This window comes from Janthinobacterium sp. GW821-FHT03A03, assembly GCF_059421435.1.
Window position 1 is genome coordinate 1 of sequence record NZ_JBWKUZ010000003.1, and the last position, 22,157, is coordinate 22,157.

The 22,157-nt window shown below is 63.4% G+C and carries 24 protein-coding genes; 6 read left to right on the forward strand and 18 right to left on the reverse strand.

The features are described 5' to 3' along the window. The 10 genes from AC07VI_RS09595 to rpsP form a co-directional block, all read right to left on the reverse strand. A partial coding sequence (locus AC07VI_RS09595) for a hypothetical protein (protein WP_494808785.1) occupies window positions 1-644 on the reverse strand: 644 nt, incomplete at its 3' end. A 2-nt stretch (window positions 645-646) separates the two neighbouring features. Beyond that, window positions 647-1,465 (reverse strand): AraC family transcriptional regulator, encoded by an 819-nt coding sequence (locus AC07VI_RS09600; RefSeq protein WP_086145073.1) that lies wholly within the window; start codon window positions 1,463-1,465, stop codon window positions 647-649. 96 nt (window positions 1,466-1,561) lie between these two features. Beyond that, window positions 1,562-2,011 (reverse strand): CBS domain-containing protein, encoded by a 450-nt coding sequence (locus tag AC07VI_RS09605; protein ID WP_492992825.1) that lies wholly within the window; start codon window positions 2,009-2,011, stop codon window positions 1,562-1,564. Window positions 2,012-2,095: 84 nt separating this feature from the next. Next, complete coding sequence (locus AC07VI_RS09610) at window positions 2,096-2,425, reverse strand: DUF3579 domain-containing protein (RefSeq protein WP_071324990.1); 330 nt, start codon at window positions 2,423-2,425, stop codon at window positions 2,096-2,098. A 225-nt stretch (window positions 2,426-2,650) separates the two neighbouring features. Further along, on the reverse strand, window positions 2,651-3,610 hold the full coding sequence (locus AC07VI_RS09615) for a CobD/CbiB family protein (protein WP_086145071.1): 960 nt from the start codon (window positions 3,608-3,610) through the stop codon (window positions 2,651-2,653). A 97-nt stretch (window positions 3,611-3,707) separates the two neighbouring features. Beyond that, window positions 3,708-4,367, reverse strand: coding sequence for a CoA pyrophosphatase (locus AC07VI_RS09620; protein WP_086145070.1), 660 nt, complete (start codon window positions 4,365-4,367; stop codon window positions 3,708-3,710). 197 nt (window positions 4,368-4,564) lie between these two features. Further along, window positions 4,565-4,948 (reverse strand): 50S ribosomal protein L19, encoded by a 384-nt coding sequence (rplS, locus tag AC07VI_RS09625; RefSeq protein WP_035825414.1) that lies wholly within the window; start codon window positions 4,946-4,948, stop codon window positions 4,565-4,567. Window positions 4,949-5,081: 133 nt separating this feature from the next. Next, on the reverse strand, window positions 5,082-5,828 hold the full coding sequence (gene trmD / locus AC07VI_RS09630; protein ID WP_086145069.1) for a tRNA (guanosine(37)-N1)-methyltransferase TrmD: 747 nt from the start codon (window positions 5,826-5,828) through the stop codon (window positions 5,082-5,084). Between the two features lie 50 nt (window positions 5,829-5,878). Then, the gene (gene rimM, locus AC07VI_RS09635) at window positions 5,879-6,436 is read right to left on the reverse strand and encodes a ribosome maturation factor RimM (RefSeq protein WP_086145068.1); all 558 of its coding nucleotides are present in this window, start codon (window positions 6,434-6,436) and stop codon (window positions 5,879-5,881) included. A gap of 13 nt (window positions 6,437-6,449) precedes the next feature. Further along, window positions 6,450-6,701, reverse strand: a complete 252-nt coding sequence (gene rpsP, locus AC07VI_RS09640) for a 30S ribosomal protein S16 (RefSeq protein WP_076567307.1) — start codon at window positions 6,699-6,701, stop codon at window positions 6,450-6,452. Window positions 6,702-6,988: 287 nt separating this feature from the next. Here rpsP and AC07VI_RS09645 point away from each other — a divergent pair, with 287 nt between their 5' ends. Together AC07VI_RS09645 and AC07VI_RS09650 are read left to right on the forward strand one after the other, a co-directional pair. Next, complete coding sequence (locus tag AC07VI_RS09645; protein ID WP_086145067.1) at window positions 6,989-7,423, forward strand: NINE protein; 435 nt, start codon at window positions 6,989-6,991, stop codon at window positions 7,421-7,423. 136 nt (window positions 7,424-7,559) lie between these two features. Continuing rightward, the gene (locus AC07VI_RS09650; RefSeq protein WP_086145066.1) at window positions 7,560-8,186 is read left to right on the forward strand and encodes a glycine zipper 2TM domain-containing protein; all 627 of its coding nucleotides are present in this window, start codon (window positions 7,560-7,562) and stop codon (window positions 8,184-8,186) included. Window positions 8,187-8,375: 189 nt separating this feature from the next. On the opposite strand, the gene AC07VI_RS09655 is transcribed toward AC07VI_RS09650, so the two are convergent. The 6 genes from AC07VI_RS09655 to AC07VI_RS09680 form a co-directional block, all read right to left on the reverse strand. Continuing rightward, on the reverse strand, window positions 8,376-10,166 hold the full coding sequence (locus tag AC07VI_RS09655) for an acyl-CoA dehydrogenase (protein WP_086145065.1): 1,791 nt from the start codon (window positions 10,164-10,166) through the stop codon (window positions 8,376-8,378). Between the two features lie 90 nt (window positions 10,167-10,256). Then, window positions 10,257-11,189, reverse strand: a complete 933-nt coding sequence (locus AC07VI_RS09660; protein WP_086145064.1) for an electron transfer flavoprotein subunit alpha/FixB family protein — start codon at window positions 11,187-11,189, stop codon at window positions 10,257-10,259. 40 nt (window positions 11,190-11,229) lie between these two features. Beyond that, complete coding sequence (locus AC07VI_RS09665; RefSeq protein WP_034759884.1) at window positions 11,230-11,979, reverse strand: electron transfer flavoprotein subunit beta/FixA family protein; 750 nt, start codon at window positions 11,977-11,979, stop codon at window positions 11,230-11,232. Window positions 11,980-12,230: 251 nt separating this feature from the next. Then, entirely contained in the window at window positions 12,231-12,458 is a 228-nt protein-coding gene (locus AC07VI_RS09670) for a sulfurtransferase TusA family protein (protein ID WP_010395510.1), read from the reverse strand. Between the two features lie 235 nt (window positions 12,459-12,693). Next, complete coding sequence (alaS, locus tag AC07VI_RS09675; RefSeq protein WP_492992821.1) at window positions 12,694-15,306, reverse strand: alanine--tRNA ligase; 2,613 nt, start codon at window positions 15,304-15,306, stop codon at window positions 12,694-12,696. Between the two features lie 119 nt (window positions 15,307-15,425). Next, entirely contained in the window at window positions 15,426-15,872 is a 447-nt protein-coding gene (locus AC07VI_RS09680) for a Fur family transcriptional regulator (protein WP_492992820.1), read from the reverse strand. Between the two features lie 158 nt (window positions 15,873-16,030). Here AC07VI_RS09680 and AC07VI_RS09685 point away from each other — a divergent pair, with 158 nt between their 5' ends. Then, window positions 16,031-18,094, forward strand: coding sequence for a TonB-dependent receptor domain-containing protein (locus AC07VI_RS09685; RefSeq protein ID WP_492992818.1), 2,064 nt, complete (start codon window positions 16,031-16,033; stop codon window positions 18,092-18,094). A 3-nt stretch (window positions 18,095-18,097) separates the two neighbouring features. Here the strand turns inward: AC07VI_RS09685 and ugpQ are convergent, their stop codons facing one another. After that, entirely contained in the window at window positions 18,098-18,838 is a 741-nt protein-coding gene (ugpQ, locus tag AC07VI_RS09690) for a glycerophosphodiester phosphodiesterase (RefSeq protein WP_086145061.1), read from the reverse strand. Between the two features lie 197 nt (window positions 18,839-19,035). Here ugpQ and AC07VI_RS09695 point away from each other — a divergent pair, with 197 nt between their 5' ends. Both AC07VI_RS09695 and AC07VI_RS09700 read left to right on the forward strand, forming a co-directional pair. Further along, window positions 19,036-20,154, forward strand: coding sequence for a sensor histidine kinase (locus AC07VI_RS09695; RefSeq protein ID WP_226936074.1), 1,119 nt, complete (start codon window positions 19,036-19,038; stop codon window positions 20,152-20,154). Continuing rightward, window positions 20,151-20,993: a LytR/AlgR family response regulator transcription factor gene (locus AC07VI_RS09700; protein ID WP_086145060.1), complete on the forward strand. Its 843-nt coding sequence runs from the start codon at window positions 20,151-20,153 to the stop codon at window positions 20,991-20,993. The genes AC07VI_RS09695 and AC07VI_RS09700 overlap by 4 nt, the downstream gene beginning before the upstream one ends. A gap of 19 nt (window positions 20,994-21,012) precedes the next feature. Here AC07VI_RS09700 and AC07VI_RS09705 read toward each other — a convergent pair whose 3' ends face one another. Next, window positions 21,013-21,339, reverse strand: a complete 327-nt coding sequence (locus AC07VI_RS09705; RefSeq protein ID WP_086145059.1) for a hypothetical protein — start codon at window positions 21,337-21,339, stop codon at window positions 21,013-21,015. A gap of 174 nt (window positions 21,340-21,513) precedes the next feature. Here AC07VI_RS09705 and AC07VI_RS09710 point away from each other — a divergent pair, with 174 nt between their 5' ends. Beyond that, window positions 21,514-22,152 carry a hypothetical protein gene (locus AC07VI_RS09710; protein WP_099374680.1) on the forward strand — a complete coding sequence of 213 codons (639 nt, stop codon included), beginning with the start codon at window positions 21,514-21,516 and terminating at the stop codon, window positions 22,150-22,152. The last annotated feature ends 5 nt before the right edge of the window (window positions 22,153-22,157 follow it).

Below are 22,157 nucleotides of genomic sequence, written 5' to 3' on the forward strand. Positions count from 1 at the left end.
CGCCAGGCGCCGCCCGCGAACGCGGCCGCCAGCAGCAGCGCGGCCGCGGCGGCGGCCGGCGCGTATGCGCGGCCGCCCGCCAGCAGCAGGGCCAGCGCGGAGGGCGCCAGGCACAGCAGGAACAGCAGGCCGGGCACGCCGGCCAGCGCAGCCACCTGCAGCACGGCAAGATTGTCGGCTTGGGAATACGCAAGGCTGCCCCAGTTACCATCGAGCAAGAAGGCCGCCATCACGGTATCGATGGCCACCCACAGCACGGGATAGGCCAGCACCGTCCAGGCTGCCCGGTAGCGCAGCACGAGGCGCCGCGTGGCCAGCACCACCAGCAGCCACAGCAATGCCTTGACGGCGAGCACGGCCAGCACGGCCGGCAAGGGCATGAGCAGGCGGAAATACGCGACGTTCGAGGACAGGCCCAGCATGGCGGCCAGCAAGGTCATCCAGGCCGCATCGCGGCGCGACGAGCGCAAGGCCAGCCACAGCACGGGCAGCGGCGCCAGCCAGGCCAGCCAGCCGACGGGCTGCGGTCCCAGCACCCAGTACAGGGGCAGGCCCGCCGCCAGCGCGGCGGCCAGTTGTGACAGGCGCGCGCGCAGCGCGCCACTGCCGGCAAACAAGGGGGGCGCAGACAGGATATTGAGCATGCTCAACCTTTCAAGGGCAGCCAGATTTCCACCCCGCCCACGCCGCTGGCCGGGTCGAAATGCTGGTCGTAGCGTTCGAAATCAGGCGCGTCGGCCGCTTCCAGGCCGGAGCGGGGCAGCCACTCGTTCCACACCGTATGCCAGGTGGCGCGGATGGTGGAAATGTGGCCGCGGTGATGAAACACGGCATAGCGCCGCGGGGCGATGCGCAGCCGCGTCCAGCCATCGGGGGCCTGGGAAAAGTCGTTCACCGGCATGGCGCACAGGTAATCGAAATTGCCCGCATCGTCATTGTTGCAGCACACGCCATACACGAGCTGGCCGGGCGCAGCATGGGGCAGGAAGCGCTGCCACAGGGCGGGAATGCCGGCAGCCGTTTCTGCGCGATAACGTTCGACGAGGCCCGCCAGCAGCAAGGCGGGGCCCTGCTCGAAACGGGGAGCTTCCAGGGCCACGCCAGGCGCCACATCCAGTTTGATGGCTTCCACCAGGGCCAGGTTGGCGACATGGCGCTGCGCCCGCACCATTTCCGGCGTGACCTTGAACTGCTCGCGGAAGGCGCGCGTAAACGCTTCGTGGGAGCCGTAGCCCGCCGCGAGCGCGACGGCAAGGATGTCCTGCGCGCCCTGCGCCAGCGCGCACGCCGCGACGCTGAGCCGGCGCGCCCGCACATAGCGCATCACGGAGTGGCCCGTCGCCAGGCCGAAAGCGCGCGTCAGGTGGCAGCGCGAGGCGCCGCCCACGCGGGCGATGTCATCGAGCGAAATATTGTCCGCATAGTGCGATTCGATATACCAGAGTGCCTTGGCCAGATAGTGCATATGCGCTTCCCGTGGAACGAGCAGCGACTGTAGCATTTCCGGGTGCGGAGGATTTGACTGGAATTGCGCAATACCGGGCGGGCGGCACGGGTATCCCTATTTGCGCGCGCGCTTTTCGTGCGCCAGCTGGCCGCCGCTGATGCGCGCCAGCTCCGCCATTTCCGCCGCCATGAAGGCCAGCAGGTCGTCGATGCTGACAATGCCGAAGAGGCCGCCAAGGCTGTTGACGACGGGCAAGCGGCGAATGCCGTTGACGCGCATGCGTTCGATGATGTCGTAGACGTCCTCGTCTTCGCTGGCCGTGAGCAGCTGCGCGCTCATGATGTCGCCCACCAGCAGGCTGGCGGGATCGAGGCCCAGGGCGATGACGGAGACGACGATGTCGCGGTCGGTGAGGATGCCGACGGGAACGCGCTCGCCATTGGGCTGCTCGGCCACGACCAGGTCGCCCACGTGGTGCTGGCGCATCATCAGCGCCGCCTGCTCCACGCTGGTGTCACGCTGGCAATGGATGGTTTGCTGGGTGCAGATATCGCCGATACGCATGTCGCCACTCCCTCACGTGCAGAAGTGTCAACGCTACGCCTGCCCGCCGGCACGGGCTTTGCGCCAGATCAATTGAAGCAGGCTTTACTTTTCTTCCGGCGGTGGCAGGAAGCAGGCTTCGACGATCTGCAAGTCGTTATCCTTGGCGAACTCGCGCACGAAGTGAAACGCCATCGGCTCGATCTCGCGCAGCTTGGTGTTGACGACCACGGATTTGACGCCATTGACGACGGTCGGGCGCACGTAGGGCGAATACTGGAGGTGCGCATTGCGCCCGCCGCCTTCGGGATTGAAACAGGACATCACACCGCAAAGGCGCTCGGCCCAATCGCTGGGTCGAAATTGCTTGCCATTGCTGGTGAGACCCAGGATGAAGAACTCGTCTGAGAGTTCGTTTTGAGATAACTCGGCCATGTGGCTTGTCGGGACTGGATTGCGTGAATGGCCCCGGCGGGTAGCCGGGCTGGTAGTTCAACTGCGTAACTGCGTGTACTGCGGTAAGCCAGTATTATATCTTATAGAAGACTTGGGTTCTACCTCGATCTGCCCCGCCATGCAAACAGGGGCTGGCGCGCATCGCACACCAGCCCCTATTTTAACCTTGTTCCACGCGCAGGGCGCGGGGACAGGCGGCAGGCGTCAGCCCAGCCAGACGGCGCCCGACATCAACAGCAGCAGCAGCATCCACAGCAGCAAGGCGCGCCACACGAGGCCCACCGTGCTCTGCAAGGCGCGCGCGCCAGGCTCTTCGCCGGGCAGGATATCGCTTTCGCTGTCGCTGTCATCGACGGCCATGTCCGGCGTGACGACCACGCGGGCCGCCGTCTCCGCCGGCGTGCCCAGGCGCACGCCCATGGCGCCGCCGCCGGCCGTCAGGATGATGCCGATGGCCTCGTCCTGCCAGCGCTGGGCGAAATTGCGCCAGGCATAGATGGCATCCTCGAAATTGCCGACCACGGCAAAGGCCACGGCCGTCAGGCGCACGGGGATCCAGTCGATCCAGTAAAAGGCGCGCGCGGCAAACTGGCCGAACGCTTCATTGCGCATGTGCTCGGGCTCGTTCCAGGCGCGCGCCAGGTATTCGGCCACGCGGTACATGACGGCGCAGGCAGGGCCCAGCGGCATCAAAAACCAGAAAAATACGCCAAAGACATTGCGGTGCGTGGTGACGAGGGCTTTTTCCACGGCGATGCGGGCGATTTCGCCCGCTTCCATGCCCACCGTGTCGAGCTTGGTCCAGTCGGCCAGCAAGGTGCGCGCGGTCGCTTCGTCGCCGGCGCTCAGGGCCAGCTGGATCGACGTGAAATAATGGCTGTAATGGCGAAAGCCCAGGGTCAGGTAGACGATGAGGACGTTCCAGGCAAAGGCCAGCAGGGACAGCTGATAATGCTGCAAGAGCCAGTACACGCCCGCCGTCGGCACCATCAGCGCGCCGATCATGAGGAACCAGCCCATGCGGCCATGGTTGGCGTGGCCGGCATTGAACCAGGTCTCCATGCGCATTGCCAGGCTCTTGATTTCGGCGTAGATGGGATTATCCGCGCGCAAAGGTTTGAGCTGCTCGATCAGCAATGCGCAAAGTATGGAGAGAAATGTCATCAAACGTCCTTTTTGTCTTTTTCAGCAATACCGCAATGCCCGCTACGATAGCGCAGTGCCGTGCTGGAATCAAACTTATTACGTGCGCGGCGCCATTTTACGCGCGCAAGAGGTGAAACAGATTGCGCAGCATGCCGGCCGTGGCGCCCCAGATATAGAAGCGCTCGTACGGCATGGCGTAGAACGAGCGCCGTCCGCCCGGCAATTCCACCGACAGGCGCTGATGGTTGAGGCCATCCATCAGGAAGGCCAGCGGCACTTCGAAGATTTCCGCCACTTCGGACGGATCGGCGCGCAGTTCGAACGGCGGCGTCACCAGGCCCACCACGGGCGTGACCTGGTAGCCGGTGCCCGTCAGGTAGTCGGGCAGGCAGCCGAGCACTTCGACGTGCCGGCGCGCCAGACCCACCTCTTCCTCCGTCTCGCGCAGGGCCGTGGCCACGGGCGAGCCGTCGAACGGTTCGCTGCGCCCGCCGGGAAAGCTGACCTGGCCCGCATGGCTGCTCAGGTGGTCCGTGCGCATGGTCAACAGGATGGTCAGGCCGTCCGGCCGCCGCACGAGGGGAATGAGCACGGCGGCGCGCACGGGCACGGCGCGGGCGGAGAGGAAATCCTGGGTAATCTCGGGCTGCCAGTCCGGCGGTTCGGCCAGGCGCTGGCGCAGCCAGTCCGGCGTCATGCGCGCGGCGTCCAGCGCCGCCTCGCCGGCGATCGAATCGATGGCGAGTTGCTTGGGATCAAATGCGATGGTGGCCATTGCCCCTCCCTCATGATTAACATCACCTGGCAAAAGCGGCGCGAGGGGAAGGAAGAGGCGGCCGAGACGCGCAACCGTACGCTAGTACGGCGAGCATCGCAGGCTACCTATGCCGACGCGCAGCAGCTTGGGCCAGGTGTCACCATAAAAAAAAGGGCACCCTGAGGCGCCCTTTTTTTCCAACGCAGGCGCTGATATTACGCGCTTGCTTTCGCCACAACGCGGCGATTTGGCAATTTTTCTTTGATACGCGCCGATTTACCCGAACGCTCACGCAGATAGTACAGCTTGGCGCGGCGAACATCACCACGGCGTTTCACTTCGATCGAAGCGATCAGCGGCGAGTACAGCTGGAACGTACGCTCGACGCCTTCGCCGGACGAGATCTTGCGAACGATGAAGTTCGAGTTCAGGCCACGGTTACGACGGGAGATAACGACGCCTTCGTAAGCCTGGGCGCGCTTGCGCGTGCCTTCGACTACGTTGACGCTGACGATAACGGTATCGCCTGGTGCGAAGTCAGGAATCGATTTACCCAGACGGGCGATCTCTTCTTGCTCTAATTGTTGAATCAAGTCCATTTTTAACACTCCGAAAACCATCATGCCGGCGCACTGTGGATAGCGAGTATCCGCCCGGTAGAGGATGGGTATTACCAATTTGGGCAACATGCCCGGCACTGCAAAGCCACCCTGCCGGCCGTCCGAAAACGGCTTACAGGCTGGCCAGGAATTTTTCGTCGGTCTTGCTGAGCAAGCCGGCGGCGCGCGCACTGACCAGCAGGTCAGGCCGCTTGCTCGCGGTCGCTTCCAGCATGCGCTGGCGGCGCCACTTGACGATCTCGGCATGATTGCCACCCATCAAGACGGGCGGCACGGCCATGCCTTCATACGTTTCCGGCCGCGTATAGTGCGGCGCATCGAGCAAGCCATTGACGAAGCTGTCCTCGATGGCCGATGCTTCCGTGTTCAGGACACCGGGCAGCAAGCGGATCACCGCATCCATCAGCGCCATGGCGGGCAACTCGCCGCCCGACAGGACGAAGTCGCCCATGCTGATCTCTTCGTCGACGCAGCGCTCCAGCAAACGCTGGTCCACGGCTTCATAGCGGCCGCACAGGATGACGAGGCCAGGCTCGGCTTTCAGCTGCGTGACGCGCTCATGCGTGAGCGGACGGCCTTGCGGCGACATGAACACCACGCGCGGCGCGGCCAGTCCCAGTTCCGTCTGGCGTTGCTTGGCGGCATTAATTGTCGCTTCGAGCGGACGGGCCATCATCACCATGCCGGGGCCGCCGCCATACGGGCGGTCATCCACGGTGCGGTGATTGTCGCTCGTGAAATCGCGGGGATTCCACAAGGACAAGCCACATTTGCCCTGCTCGAAGGCACGCCGGGTCACACCCGACTGCGTCAGCGCGGCAAACATTTCCGGGAACAGGGTCACGACATCAAATTGCATCGCTCGCCATCCTGAAAATATTGCCCGGCGCAAAGTTATGCGCAGGCGGTTTAATAATCGAGGCCCCAGTCGACCGTGATCTTGTTGGCAGCCTTGTCAACATTAATGACAAACTGGCCGACAAACGGGATCAGGCGCTCAGGCGCCTTGTCGACGGCGTCATCGGGATGGGCGACGGGCCTGATGCGCAAGATCGACTGCGGACCATTGCTCATCATGTCAGTCACTTCGCCGAGGCACTCGCCTTGCAAATTCTCAACTGTCAGTCCGATCAGATCGGACCAATAAAATTCATCGGCCGACAGCGTCGGGAAATGGCTACGCGGAATTTGCACAGACACGCCTTTCAGCGCTTCCGCGGCATCCCGCCCGACCACACCCACCAGCTGGGCCACGACGTCGCCGCCGTGTAACTTCGCTTGCCTGACTTGAACATCATGCAAGGTCGGTTTATCAAACCACCAGGTCTTGACGCTTAATAATGCATCCGCGTCGTCGGAGAAAGGAGTGATCCTGACCCCGCCAGCAATGCCATAGGCACCGGAGACATAGCCTACCTGTACCAGGTCATCGGGGACTTTCACCCCGGATGCAGTCTTGACCGTCAAACCAGTGATCTAATTAAGCTGCTGCTTTGCCGTTGCTGGCAACCAGACGAGCAACGGTTGGCGACAATTGTGCGCCAACGCCTTGCCAGTAGGCCAGACGGTCTGCGGTGATACGCAGTGGAACTTCGCCACCTTGCGCCATCGGGTTGTAAAAACCGATACGCTCAATGAAGCGACCATCGCGGCGATTGCGCGAATCAGTAGCGACGATGTTGAAGAACGGGCGCTTCTTGGCGCCTCCACGAGCTAAACGAATAACGACCATAATATTTCCAAAAAGTGTGCTGAGGCGGAAAAAGCCGCAAATTATAGCGCGCTTTACCGCCAGGCAGCAAGCGTTATGATGACGGGCGTGTAATTTGGGCTAATCGAACATTATGACCAGACATCGCCGAAGACGCAATAGGCGCGTGCGCCTATCGTGCCGGCAATGCGGCGGCTTTGCCACCGGATCACGCGACATCATCGCACAATGCCCGATGAAAATGCTATCGCTGCGGGCGACAATGAGCAATACTGACTATCTTTACCGATGAGCAACTCTGGAGTCCCATGAACACCACGACTGTTTTGCAACACTCGCACAAGAACAAGGCATGCACTTCCCTGCTGGCCTTCCTGCTGGGCGCCCTGGGCGCGCACCGCTTCTACCTGCACGGCGCCAGCGACCGCTGGGGCTGGCTGCACGTGGCCGCCCTGCCCGCCAGCCTGGCCCTGCGCCAGGCCTTTCCCGACGCCGACTGGTTTTACCAGATCCTGCCGCTGATCCTGTCCGCGCTGGCCGGCTTCCTCGAAGCCCTGGTGCTGGGCCTGATGCCGGACGACAAGTGGGATGCCCGCTACAACGCCGCCTCCGGGCGCCTGTCGGACACGGGCTGGCCCCTGGCCGTGGTGCTGGTCGCTACCTTGATGCTAGGCGCGGGCGTGCTGATCGCCACCATGGCGCGCCTGTTCGACTTGCTGTACACGGGCGGCGCCTACGGTTAATTTCCACGCAGAAATGACATCACATGGCGCGCGGCACACGCACATGTAAGTGTTGGTAAGCAATCATGATTTTCCTCTATACTGCATTCACAATGCCGACATTACCGGCACATTCAACACACCCCAGGAGAAGATCATGATTCGTCGCCCACTCATCCTCGCAATGGCCGTCACGGCCCTGTTCAGCACCTCCGCCTTCGCACAGAACCTGTCGCCGAAGGCGCAATATGCCTACGACACGAAACAAGCGAACACGCGCTATGCGGACGACAAGAAATTGTGCGCAGAAGAAAGCAGCTCGAAAGCCCGCATGCAATGCCTGCGCGACGCCAAGGGCGAATACGACCAGGCCATCATCAATGCCAAGGCCGCGCAAAAAGCGGGCAATTCCTACGCCGGCCAGCCTTCCAAACAGCCGCAGCACCAGATCTGCGCCGAGTGCGGCAAGGTGCTGGCAGTCAACGTCGCTGAAAAAGCCGGTGAAGGCGGCGCCCTGGGCATGATAGGCGGCGGCGTGGCCGGCGCCCTGCTGGGCCGCCAGGTCGGCGGCGGACGCGGCAAGGACCTGGCCACCCTGGCCGGCGCCGCCGGCGGCGCGTATGCCGGCAAGCAAGTCGAAGGCCACATGAAGAACGCCAAGACCTGGACCGTCACCGTGCAGTACGAAACGGGCGCCAAGGCCGACTTCGCGTTTGACCAGGACCCAGGGCTGGCTGCTGGCGACTTGGTGCGCAATTCCGGCAACGGCATCGCCCGCCGCTAAGAACGCAGGGAAAGCGTCCATGGCGGCGTTGCCCGAGTCTGGCCGACATTGCCGTACTAACGGCGGACGGCGACAAGGCGCCTTGCCCTGAGCGCTTTCTCAGGCGTTCTTAATATAGAAAAAGCGCTGGAGAGTGATCTCCAGCGCTTTTTTTTGCATTCAGCCGGCGAGCGCCGGCCAAGTTTCAACTTAAAACTGCTCTTCCGACAGCGCCATCACGCCGGCGCTGCCGTCGATGATGGTGGCGCGCAAGCCCGGTGCCTGCGACAGGATGTGGTCGGCAAAGAAGCGCGCCGTGGCGATCTTCGCCTTGTAGAACGCCGCGTCGCCGCTGCCCTCGCCCAGCTTTTGCTGCGCCGCCACGGCCGCGCGGGCCATCTGCCAGCCGCCCAGCACGATGCCGGCCAGTTTCAAATAGGGCACGCTGCCCGCGAAGACGGCCTTGATGTCCGACTTCATGTTCGCCACCACATACTCGACCACGGCTTCCAGCGCGGCGCTGCCTTCGGCCAGGTGGCGTTGCATGGCCTGGAAGTCGGCGCCGGTCAGCTCGCCCAGCTGGGCTTCCGTGGCGCGCACCTGGGCGATGATGGCTTTCGCCACGGCGCCGCCGTCGCGCACCGTCTTGCGCCCCACGAGGTCGTTCGCCTGGATGGCCGTCGTGCCTTCGTAGATGGTCAGAATCTTGGCGTCGCGGTAATGCTGGGCTGCGCCTGTTTCCTCAATGAAACCCATGCCGCCATGCACCTGCACGCCGTCACGCGTGACGTCCTGCGACATTTCCGTGGCCCAACCCTTGATCACGGGCACCAGGTATTCATAGGTGGCCAGGCTTTCCGCGCGCACGTCCGCGTCCTGATGGTGGTGCGCCACGTCGCTGATGGCCGCGCCCACGTAGGCCAGCGCGCGCGCCGCCTCGGTCTGCGAGCGCATCGACATGAGCATGCGACGCACGTCCGGGTGGTGGATGATGGAGACCGGACCGGCGGAACCGGCCAGGTCGCGCGACTGCACGCGGTCCTTGGCGAACGCCACGGCCTGCTGGTAGGCGCGCTCGGCCAGGCCGATGCCCTGCAGGCCCACGCCGAAGCGGGCCGCGTTCATCATGATGAACATGTATTCGAGGCCGCGGTTTTCCTCGCCCACCAGGGTGCCGATGGCGCCGCCGTGGTCGCCGAACTGCAGCACGGCCGTGGGGCTGGCCTTGATGCCCAGTTTATGTTCGATGGAAACGCAATGGGCGTCGTTGCGCGCGCCGAGGCTGCCGTCCGCGTTGACGAGGAACTTCGGCACGATGAACAGCGAAATGCCTTTCACGCCGGCCGGTGCGTCCGGCGTGCGGGCCAGCACCAGGTGGACGATGTTTTCCGCCATGTCGTGCTCGCCATACGTGATGAAAATCTTCGTGCCAAAGACTTTATAGGTGCCATCGTCCTGCGGCACGGCGCGCGTGCGCACGGCGGCCAGGTCGGAGCCGGCCTGCGGCTCCGTCAGGTTCATGGTGCCCGTCCACTTGCCCGATACCAGGTTTTCCAGGTAGGTGGCCTTCTGTTCGTCGCTGCCGGCCGTCAGCAGCGCTTCGATGGCGCCGTCCGACAGCAGGGCGACCAGGGCGAACGAGATGCTGGCCGAATTGAGCATTTCGATGCAGGGCGTGGCCAAGAGCTTGGGCAAGCCCTGGCCGCCAAATTCCGTCGGATGCTGCACGCCCTGCCAGCCCGCTTCGCCGTAGGCCTTGAACGCTTCCTTGAAGCCCTTTGACGTCGTGACCTGGCCGTCGTGCCAGAAGCTCGGTTCCTTGTCGCTGGGGCCGTTCAGGGGGGCCACCACGCCGCCGCAGAACTTGGCGTTCTCTTCCAGCACGGCTTCGGCCGTGTCGGGCGTGGCGTCTTCGCAGCCAGGCAAAGTATGGATTTCGGCCAGGCCGGCCAGTTCGTTCATCACGAACAACATGTCTTTCAGCGGGGCTTGATAGCTCATCTATTTCTCCAAGAAAAAAGCCACGCGCGGCTCGCCGTGTGGGGCGGGCCGGCGTGGCTTCGTGATATACAAAACCTGAATGGGTAAGACTTAGCCCAGTTCTTTGACCAGTTGCGGCACGATCTCGAACAGATCGCCCACGATGCCGTAGTCGGCCACGGCAAAGATCGGCGCTTCCGGATCCTTGTTGATGGCGACGATGGTCTTCGAGTCTTTCATGCCGGCCAGATGCTGGATCGCGCCCGAGATGCCGACGGCGATGTACAGCGAAGGCGCGACGATCTTGCCCGTCTGGCCCACTTGCCAGTCGTTCGGCACGAAGCCGGCGTCGACGGCGGCGCGCGAGGCGCCCATGGCGGCGCCCAGCTTGTCGGCCAGCGGCTCCAGGATGTGGAAGTTCTCGGCCGAACCCATGCCACGGCCGCCCGACACGATGATTTTCGCGGCGGTCAGTTCAGGACGGTCCGACTTGGCCAGTTCGCGGCCCACGAAGGCGGACTTGCCATTGTCGGCGACAGCGGCGACGGTTTCGGTGGCAGCCGAACCGCCGGTGGCGGCAGCGGCGTCGAAGCCGGTGGTGCGCACGGTGATGACCTTGACCTTGTCGCCAGATTGCACGGTGGCAATGGCGTTGCCGGCGTAGATCGGGCGCTCGAAGGTGTCGGGCGAATCGACCTTGGTGATTTCCGAGATTTGCGCTACGTCCAGCTTGGCGGCCACGCGCGGCAGGATGTTCTTGCCGTAGGCGGTGGCTGGTGCCAGGATGTGGCTGTAGTTGCCGGCGATGGCCAGCACTTGCTCGGCCACGTTTTCGGCCAGGCCGTCGGCAAAGTATGGCGCGTCGGCCACGATGACTTTCGTCACGCCGGCGATTTGCGCGGCGGCAGCGGCGGCAGCCGAGGCGTTCGAACCTGCGACCAGTACGTGCACGTCGCCGCCGCACTGGGCAGCCGCGGTCACGGTGTGGTGGGTGCTGCCCTTTAAGGTAGCGTTGTCGTGTTCAGCAATAACTAATGCGACCATGATATGTCCTGTAATTGTTCTGGAGTGACGGCAAAGCCGCTTAGATGACTTTGGCTTCGGTACGCAGCTTGGCGACCAGGGTGGCGACGTCCGGCACCTTGATGCCGGCCGAGCGCTTGGCTGGCTCGACGACTTTCAGGGTCTTCAGGCGTGGCGCGACGTCGACGCCCAGGTCTTCCGGCTTGACGGTCTCGAGCGGCTTTTTCTTTGCCTTCATGATGTTCGGCAGGGTCACATAGCGTGGCTCGTTCAAACGCAGGTCGGTGGTGATGATCGCTGGCAAGGTCAATGCCAGGGTTTCCAGGCCGCCATCGACTTCGCGCGTGACGGTGACTTTGCCGTCTTCCAGCACGACTTTCGAAGCGAACGTGGCTTGCGGCCAACCCAGCAGGGCAGCGAGCATCTGGCCGGTCTGGTTGCTGTCGTCGTCGATCGCCTGCTTGCCCAGGATGATCAGTTGCGGCTGTTCTTTCTCGGCCAGGGATTTGACCAGCTTGGCCACGGCCAGCGGTTCCAGTTCAGTCGTCGTTTCCACCAGGATGCCGCGGTCGGCGCCGATGGCCATGGCCGTGCGCAGGGTTTCCTGGCACTGCGTCACGCCGCAGGAGATGGCGACCACTTCGGTGACCTTGCCGGCTTCCTTCAGGCGCATCGCCTCTTCCAGCGCGATTTCATCGAAAGGGTTCATCGACATTTTGACGTTGGCGGTATCGACGCCAGTGCCGTCACTCTTGACGCGGACTTTGACGTTATAGTCGACCACGCGTTTGACGGGTACCAAGACTTTCATAGCTATGCCTTTGGGAAATTATAAAAATGACGGATCAAGTGCTGATTGTGCGTTCGATTATAAGAGAAATTTGAATCCTGAACCGAATTTAAGCACGATCGTGCGATTTTTTGTTAGAGCAATCCATCTAAACTGTCCAGCTTTGAGGATTCCGGGGAGTCGCCCGCTACGCTGCAGGGCAGCAAAAGGGGGCAGAAATGGCCCTGCGAGGAGAAAGCCAGGCCGCGCCGCGGCGGCCCCGGCCGGCACAATTATTTGCGTTGCATCAGGAAGACGAATTCGGTGCCCGTCTGCACATGCGACAGCAGGGCATTGCCCGTTTGCTTGGCGAAAGCCTGGAAGTCGCGCACGGAACCGGGATCGGTTGCCATGATGCGCAGCACTTCCCCACTCTGCAGCTCTGACAAAGCCTTTTTCGCCTTCAGAATCGGCAAGGGGCAATTCAAGCCGCGCGCGTCGAGTTCTTTGTGAAATTCCATAATCTCGGTATCAAGTAGTGTGTCGCTCATCATCAATATCCCACCATTTTTGTTGTACTGATTTTCGACATACTACTCTAAATCAGGGGCATTGACGCGCTGCACCAAAATAGTTCATCGGCTGTTGTGGGGTCACAACGGGATTCCAAAAGAAATAACGGCCCGCAAACACCGTCTGCGGGCCGTTTTCACGAGGCAGTGGGGTGAAGAACCCGCATGCCTGCAAGCTTACGCCTTATTTCACGCGTTCGCCGACCCAGGCCGGCACGCCGGCCAGGGCGTTCGCCAGGCCGCTCGGATCGGTGCCGCCGGCTTGCGCCATATCGGGGCGTCCGCCGCCTTTTCCGCCCACTTGCTGTGCAACGAAGTTCACCAGCTCGCCCGCTTTGACCTTGGAAGTCGCGTCCGCCGTCACGCCGGCGATCAGGCTGACCTTGCCGTCGGCCACGCTGGCCAGCACGATGGCGGCCGTCTTCAGCTTGTCCTTCAGCTTGTCCATGGTTTCGCGCAGGCGGGCCACGTCGGCGCCGTCGAGCACGGCGGCCAGCACCTTGACGCCGTTGACATCGACGGCCTGCGTGACCAGCTCATCGCCCTGGCCCGAGGCCAGTTTCGATTTCAGCGCGGCCAGCTCCTTCTCCAGCGCCTTCACGTGGTCCTGCACCTGGCCGATGCGGGCCGTCAGTTCTTCCGGCTGCGCCTTCAGGGCGTTGGCCGCTTCGACGAGGCGGCGGTTGATGGCCTGCACCAGCGCCAGCGCGCCCTCGCCCGTCACCGCTTCCACGCGGCGGATGCCGGCGGCCACGCCGCTTTCGGCGATGATCTTGAACAGGCCGATGTCGCCCGTGCGCTGCACGTGGACGCCGCCGCACAGCTCTTTCGAGCTGCCGATGTCGAGCACGCGCACTTCGTCGCCGTATTTCTCGCCGAACAGGGCCATCGCGCCATGCTTGACGGCGTCGTCAAACGACATCAAATGGGCTTGCGTGGCGCGGTTTTCCAGGATCTCCTTGTTGACGATCGTTTCCACGGCGGCGATCTGCTCGGCCGTCATCGGCGCATGGTGGCTGAAGTCGAAACGGGTCTTGTCCGGGTCGACCAGCGAGCCCTTTTGCGCCACGTGGCTGCCCAGCACTTCGCGCAAGGCCTTGTGCATCAGGTGCGTGGCCGAGTGGTTGCGGATGGTGCGCGCGCGCTTGGCCGTGTCCACTTCGGCCGAGACGGCGTCGCCCACTTTCAATACGCCCGATTCGAGCACGCCGTGGTGGCCGAAGACGTCGGCCTGGATTTTCAGGGTGTCGCTGACGGCAAAGCTGCCCGCGCCCGTGGCGATCACGCCCTGGTCGCCCACCTGGCCGCCCGATTCCGCGTAGAACGGCGTCGTATCGAGCACGACGATGCCCGTGTCACCGGCTTTCAGTTCAGTGACAGGCGTGCCGGCCGCGTACAGCGCGACGACCTTGCTGCTGAACGTCAATTGGTCGTAGCCGACGAATTTGTTTTTCTCGCCCGTGTACTCGACCTTGCTGTCCTTGTGCGTCTTGCCGCCCTTGCGCGACAGTTCCTGGCTTTCCTTCAGGGCCGCGTCGTAGCCCACCTGGTCGAACGTGATGTCGCGTTCGCGGCAGATGTCGGCCGTCAGGTCCGGCGGGAAGCCATAGGTTTCGTACAAGGTAAAAGCGGTGGCGCCGTCGATGCCCGTGGCATCCTTGGCCAGCTGCGCTTCCAGCACTTTCATGCCTGTTTCCAGGGTCTCGCCGAAACGCTCTTCCTCGGCTTTCAGCATGTTGGCGACGTTGTCTTTCGCCTCTTCCAGCTCGGGATAGGCGCCGCCCATCTCGATGGCGAGATCGGCCACCAGCTTGTAGAAGAACGGTTTCGTCTGGCCCAGCTTGTGGCCATGGCGCAAGGCGCGGCGGATGATGCGGCGCAAGACATACGCGCGGCCTTCGCTGCCCGGAATGATGCCGTCGACGATCATGAAGGCGGCGGAGCGGATGTGGTCGGCGATCACGCGCAGCGACTTGTTTTCCAGGTCCGTGGCGCCCGTTTCGCGCGCGGCAGCGTTGATCAGGTGCTGGAACAGGTCGATTTCATAGTTCGAATGCACGTGCTGCAGCACGGCGGCCAGGCGCTCCATGCCCATGCCCGTGTCGACGCACGGCTTGGGCAGCTTGTGCATGACGCCCGCTTCGTCGCGGTTGAACTGCATGAACACGAGGTTCCAGATTTCAATGAAGCGGTCGCCGTCTTCGTCCGGCGAGCCCGGCGGGCCGCCAGGAATGTCGGCGCCGTGGTCGTAGAAGATTTCCGTGCAGGGACCGCATGGGCCCGTGTCCGCCATCTGCCAGAAATTGTCGGACGCGTAGCGCGAGCCCTTGTTGTCGCCGATGCGGATGATGCGCTCGACGGGCACGCCGATTTCTTTCGCCCAGATGTCGTACGCTTCGTCATCTTCGATGTAGACGGTGACCGTCAGCTTGTCGGCCGGCAAGCCGTACACCTTGGTCAGCAGTTCCCAGGCGAAGTGGATCGCGTCGCGCTTGAAATAGTCGCCGAAGCTGAAGTTGCCCAGCATTTCAAAGAAAGTATGGTGGCGCGCCGTGTAGCCGACGTTTTCCAGGTCGTTGTGCTTGCCGCCGGCGCGCACGCAGCGCTGCACGGAAGTGGCGCGCGTGTACGGACGGCTGTCCATGCCCGTAAACACATCCTTGAATTGCACCATGCCGCTGTTCGTCAACAGCAAGGTCGGATCGTTGCCTGGCACCAGGGAGCTGGAACGGACGATGGAATGGCCCTTGGACTCGAAAAATTTGAGGAACTTGTCGCGGATTTCAGATGATTTCATGTTTTTTTGGCAAAAAGTGGCGGCAGCTTTAAAGGGAAGATTATACGTGATATGGGGTGCGGCAATGACGGGTAGCCAGGGCATTGTTGCGCCCGTGCCAACATCGACAGCCTGCCCGTTCAGGCCGGGTCGTAGTGGCTGGCGCAGGCCTGCGGTGTGGCTACGGCCGCGGGCGCCGTGGCGCCAGCGGTCGCATTGCAGTCGGCGCAGCGGCCGTACAGGGTCAGCTCGTGGCGCTCGACGACAAAGCCTTGCGGCGCCATGCGCTTCAAGTCGCCCGGGCAGTCATGCACGTCGAACACGCGCTGGCACGTGGTGCACTGGAAATGGTGGTGGTGATGATTGGCGGCCGTGTTCGACTCATAGCGCGGGTTTTCGCCCGGCAAGGTCACCACGTGCACTTTTTCTTCCAGCACCAGGGACTTCAAGTTGCGGTAAACGGTGGCGATGCCCAGCTGCGTCACCTGCAAGCTGGCCTGTTCGAGGATTTCCTGCGCCGACAGGGGGCGCTGGGCCGACTCGATGGCGGCTTGAATGGCGGTTTTTTGACGTGTTGTGCGTTCCATAGCCGACAGAATACACCATCCGCCTGCATCTACCGCCCGGAAAAACTGTCACACAGTAATGATAATGGGTTATCATTATCATCTTCTGGCAGCCAACCCATACGGCAATGGCCTGCCCCAACCCGCCACCACCGATAGCGAATAAGGAATTCTTGCCCATGTCCGTCCGTCCTCACCAACCCACTCCCCTCGCGCTGGCCATCATGCTGGCCTTTGCCGCGCCCGCCAGCGCCCTGGCGCAACAGGCAGCCACCTTGCCCGCCGTCACCGTTTCGGCCAGCGCCCTGGCCCTGGGCAGCGACGACATGAGCACGCCCGTCACCGTACTGGAAGGCGAGGCACTGGTGCTGGCAAGGTCAGTGACCCTGGGCGAAACCCTGGCCGGCCAGCCCGGTATCACGTCCAGCCATTTCGGTGCCGGCGCCAGCCGTCCCATCATCCGCGGCATGGATGGCCCGCGCGTCAAAATCCTGTCCGATGGCGCCGAAGTGCAGGATGCCTCGACCATCAGCCCCGACCATGCCGTGGCGGCCGAACCGATGCTGTCGGAACAGATTGAAGTGCTGCGCGGCCCGTCCGCGCTGGCCTACGGCGGCGGCGCCGTCGGCGGCGTCGTCAACGTGATCGACAAGAAAATCCCCACGCGCGTGCCGGCCAAGGGCTTCGAAGGCAGCGCGGAAGTACGCGCCAACTCAAACGCGCGCGAAAAGGCGGGCGCTTTTGAAGTGACCGGCGGCTCCGGCAACATCGCTTTCCACGCGGAAGGCGTCAAGCGCGATGCGAAGGAATACAAGGTCGGCAGCGGCTGGGAAGGCGGCTCCAAAGTAGCCGGCAGCTACAACAAGACGGACACGGGCAGCGTGGGCGTGTCGTGGGTGGGTCAGCGCGGCTTCCTGGGCCTGGCCTTCACCAGCCAGCACGCGGAATACGGCTTGCCTGGCCACAACCACGAATTCGAAAGCTGCCACCCGCACGGCACGCACCTGCATTGCGGCGGCCACGACGGCCACGACCATGGCGACGAAGACGAGCATGACCACGAGCATGGCAGCGTGCCCTACGTGAAGCTGAAGAGCGAGCGCTGGGACGTGCGCGGCGAATTGCGCGACCCCGTGCCCGGTTTCGCCAGGCTGCGCCTGCGCGCTTCGTTCACCGATTACAAGCACGATGAAATCGAAGGCACGGAAATCGCCACCACGTTCAAGAACAAGGGTCACGATGCGCGCCTGGAAATGGAACACCATCCCGTCTTCGGCTGGCGCGGCGTGGTCGGCCTGCAAACATCGAAGCGCGATTTCTCCGCCCTGGGCGAGGAAGCCTACGTGGCGCCGACGGTGACCAAAAAACACGCGGCTTTCCTGGTGGAAGAATACAAGCTGGACCAATGGCGCTTTGAGGCGGGCTTGCGCCACGAGTGGCAAGACATCGCGGTGGACAGCGCCACCCTGCAAGACCGCAGCGCCAAAGGCACCTCGATTTCCTTGGGCGCCGTGTGGAAGTTCGCACCGCAATATTCGCTCGGTTCGACCATCTCCCGCACGCACCGCCTGCCCAGCGCCGAGGAACTGTATGCGCACGGCGTGCACATGGCCACGGCCACATATGAACTGGGCAATCAAAACCTGGGCAAGGAAACGTCGAACAATATCGACTTGACCTTGCGCAAATATGCGGGCGCCACGACCTTCTCGGCCAGCGCCTACCGCAACAAGGTCGACAACTACATCTTCGGCTCCACCCTGGACAGCCACGAAGGCTTCCAGCTGATCCAGTATGCCCAGCGCGACGCCACGTTTACTGGCGTGGAAGGACAGATCCGCCAGCAATTGAACCCCATGTTCGGCGCCAGCGTGTTCGGCGACTACGTGCGGGCCAAGCTGGCCGACGGTGGCGCAGCTAACAATAACAACCTGCCGCGCATCCCGGCCCAGCGCTTCGGCGTGAAGGTCGACGCCAACTGGCAGGCGTGGAGCGGCGTGGCCGAGTTCTACCGCGTGGGCAAGCAAGACAAGGTGGCCGCGTTTGAGACGGCGACCCCGGGCTACAACATGCTCAACCTGTCCGCCAACTACGACACGCGCATCGGCACGACGCCGGCCCAGTTCTACATCAAGGCGAACAACCTGACGAATGAACTGGCGTACAGCCACACCTCGTTCATCAAGAATGCGGCGCCTTTGATGGGGCGCAACTTGACTGTGGGAATGCGCGTTACGTTTTAATCCTCAGGACGGCTTGATCAGGTCGATCCGGTCCGTGCAGAAACCGTCCACGCCCCAGGCCAGCAGCTCGCTGGCCCGTTCGGGCGTGTTGACGGTGTAGCAAAACAGTCCCAATCCCGCTTTCTTGACTTCCAGCGCCAGCGCGCGCGTCAACTGCTGGTGGTCGCAATGGAGCGCCACCACCTCCAGCTGTTTCGCCGTGTTCGCCCAGTCGTCCGGTATCTGTTCGACCAGCCAGCCGCGCGCCAGTTCCGGCGCCGCCTGGCGCGCCGCTTCCAGCGCGGCGATGCTGAACGACGAGAGCAAGGGCAATAATTCTCCAGCAGCAATTTCTTTTGCGAAATAATCGCGCGTAGCGCGCGCCACCGCCTCGCCCGTGGCTACGTCGAAGCCCGGCGCCGGCTTGATCTCGATATTCATCCAGATGCGCTGCGCCTTGCAATAGTCCACCACGGCCTCGAACGTGGGTACGCCCTCGCCCGCGAATTGCGGGCCGAACCAGGCGCCCGCCTCCATGGCCCCCAGCTGCGCAGCCGTATAGTCGCTGACCTGGCCGCTGCCGGCCACCGTGCGGCCCAGTTCGGGGTCGTGCACGACGACGGGCACGCCGTCGGACGCCAGCATGACGTCGAATTCCACGGCGCGGTAGCCGTAGGCGAGGCCGCAGCGCAGGGCGGCCAGGGTGTTTTCAGGCGCCAGGGTGCCGCCGCCGCGGTGCGCCAGGGTGCGTGGGTAAGGCCACATGATATTCCTTTATAGCAACTATATGGATGCAAGACTGTCTTGCCATACTATCCCGTGCCCATCCTGAAAAGTAAAGCGGCCCCGTTTGGCGACGCGCCGCGGCGAATGGCGGCTTGCCAGCGCCGTTTCATCGCAGTCCTGTTGCGCCCTGGCCCGCGCTGGCACACAATGCCCAATCGTTACCAGTAGACAACTATATGAAACCCGACGCCCCCTCCGCCGACGCGCCAGCTGCCAAGCGCCGCTCGCCCTACTACCGCATGCTGCACGATGTGCGTTATGCGCTGGTGCTGAACGTGATCTGTGCGCTGGTCATTACCTTCATCCTCAATCCGGGCAGCCATTTCGGACAAAACCTCGTCGCCTCGATGTGCATCGGCACGATCGCCTTCCTGCTGATCGACGGCCTGCGCCTGACCCTGTGGGGCGCAGACCAGCGCCCGAGATTCCTGCCTTTCATGCTCATCATCCTGATTTCCGTGCCAGCGGCGCAAATGCTGGGCCTGGCCCTGTTCAGCTGGCTGACGGGCGTGGACGTGGGCGGCATCGAGAACATGCTGCCTACGCAAATGATGGGCACGCTCGTCTTCACCCTGCTGGCCACGGGCGGCGCCGTGCTGTTTTTCTCCAGCCGCGAAAAGATTGCCCGCCTGCAAATGACGGCGGCCCAGGAAAAGGCCCGCGCCGAATCCGTGGCGCGCCAGGCCATGCAGGCGCAGCTGCAATTGCTGCAGGCGCAGATCGAACCGCACATGCTGTTCAACACCCTGGCCAACCTGCAGGGCCTGATCAGCCTTGATCCGCAGCGCGCCCAGCAGCTGCTCGATCAATTGATCCAGTACCTGCGCGCCACCCTCTCTTCCTCGCGGGCGGAATCCACTACCCTGGAGCAGGAGTTTTCCCTGATGCAAGCCTATCTGGGCCTGATGTCGATACGCATGGGCGCGCGCCTGGGCTACGCGCTGGACTTGCCCGAGGCCTTGCGCGATATCAAGGTGCCACCCATGCTGCTGCAGCCGCTGGTGGAAAACGCCATCCAGCACGGCCTGGAACCGAAGATCGAAGGCGGCCACGTCCACGTGCAGGCGTCCACGGACGGCGGCATGCTGATCCTGACGGTTGCCGACGATGGACTGGGCCTCGGCCATCCGGGCCAGAGCAAGGGCACGCAGCTGGGCGTGGCGAACATCCGCGAACGCCTGCACGCCATGCACGGCAATGCCGCCAGCCTGGTGCTGGCCGCCAACACGCCGGCAGGCGTCGTCGCCCGCCTTCAATTACCGATTCACTCCACCACCGCGAGCCCCACGCCATGACCAGCCCCACCCCGCGCGCCCTGATCGCCGAAGACGAACCCATACTCGCCGCCGCCCTCGCGCACGCCTTGCAGCGGCTGTGGCCGGAACTCGACATCGTCGCCACCTGCCCCAACGGCGTGGACGCCGTGCACCAGGGCCTGGCACTGCTGCCCGACATTCTGTTTCTTGACATCAAGATGCCTGGCAAGACAGGCCTGGAAGCGGCCGAGGAACTGGCCGAGCAGTGGCCGGACGGCACGCCCTTCCCCTGCATCGTGTTTGTCACCGCCTACGACGAATACGCGCTGGCCGCCTTCGAGCACGCGGCCGCCGATTACGTCTTAAAACCCGTCAACGATGCGCGCCTGGGCAAGACGGTGGAACGCTTGCGGCAGCGCCTGCGCGTCAGCGGCAGCGGCAACGCTGCGGCGGCCACGGCGGCGCCCGTGACGGCAGCCGTCACCGCGTCCGCCAGCGACGACAACATGGCCCGCCTGCTGAGCCAGCTGCAAGCCATGCTGCCGCCCGCGCCGCGCCTGCAGATGATACGGGCAGCCGTCGGCAACAGCGTGCGCATGATCGCCCTGGCCGACGTCGTGTACTTCGAGGCGCTGGACAAATACATCAACGTCGTATGCCAGGACAGCGAAGCGCTGATACGCACGAGCCTGAAGGAGCTGCTGCCCCAGCTGGACCCGCAACAATTCTGGCAAATCCACCGGGGCACCATCGTCAACGCCAGCGCCATCGCCACGGCCGTGCGCGACGAGGCGGGCAAGCTGTCGCTGACCCTGCGCCAGCATCCGGCGCAGCTGCGCGTCAGTCCCTTATATGCCCATCTGTTCCGGCAGATGTAAGGCGCGCAAGAGCCAGGTTCTAATGGAGCTGATGCTTCAGGTCCGACAGTTCATCGTGGACTTTCTGCACGGCACTCTTCATTTCCGGCGTCAGGCTGGACGCCGTGCCGCACGCCCGCTTGGCGCGGTCGCCCAGCGATTCCATCTGGTCGACGGCTTGCCGGATGCGCACATCATCCTGCGTGTCGATGGCTTGCCGCACGGCGCTCTTTTGCTGGTCCAGCTGGTTGATGCAATCCTTCAAGTCCATCGGCATGCCCTGCTGCTTGCCGCACAGCCGGGCCGCCTGGCCGATCGCGTGTTCGATGGCGCCAAAGCGCCGTGCCACTTCCTTTGCCTGCATCATGATGTGTCCTCCCATGGTGAGTGGAGTTGGATCGCCAGGCCGGCCCAGGGTTCCCCGCCGGCGGCCATGGCGTCGAAATTTCCATGTGGCACTTTTTTTGTAAGCGCTTGTGACATTTTAGATAATTATCAAATGTCTCAGATACATTGGCGTACCTGAACCACCACGTCCGCCATGACTTCGCTGCCCACCCTGCCCCGCCGCGCTCCCGGCCTGCTGCTGATCGTCCTGCTGCACGCGGGGCTGGCCCATGTCGTGCTGCAGTCGCGGCCCCGCCCTGTCGCGGACGAGCACCTGCCGCAGGGCCCGGCCATCGCCTGGCTGCGCTACACGGCTCCTGCGCCGCCCAGGCCCGTAGCCTTGCCCAGCGCCAAACCAGCCGCCGCACGCCTGCCGGGTTTGCCCATCCTGGCACCCGCCAGCCGTCCCTTGCCCCCACCTGCCGTCGAGCCGGCGCCGGCACCGGCAACGCCGGAAGCGATCACGCTCGTCACGCCGCCGAGCGCGGCCGATATCCTGGCGCAAGCCAAACGCGACGTGGGCAAGATCGACAAGGATTTACGCAAGGAATTCCCGCAGCGGGGAGAACAAAAACCCGACGACACGGCCTTCAAGCGCATGCAGCAAGGCTTTGCCGAAGCCTACGCGGCCGTGCCGCCGAAATGGTACGAGGCATCGAAAATCGAGGAAGTGGGCGCGAATGAGGCCAGGGGCAGCCGCACGTATAAAATCACCAGCGCGCTGGGCACCTTGTGCGTGACCACGCGCGCCGGCAAGCAGGGCGAAACGATGATAGGCATGTGCCCCAAATAACCGGG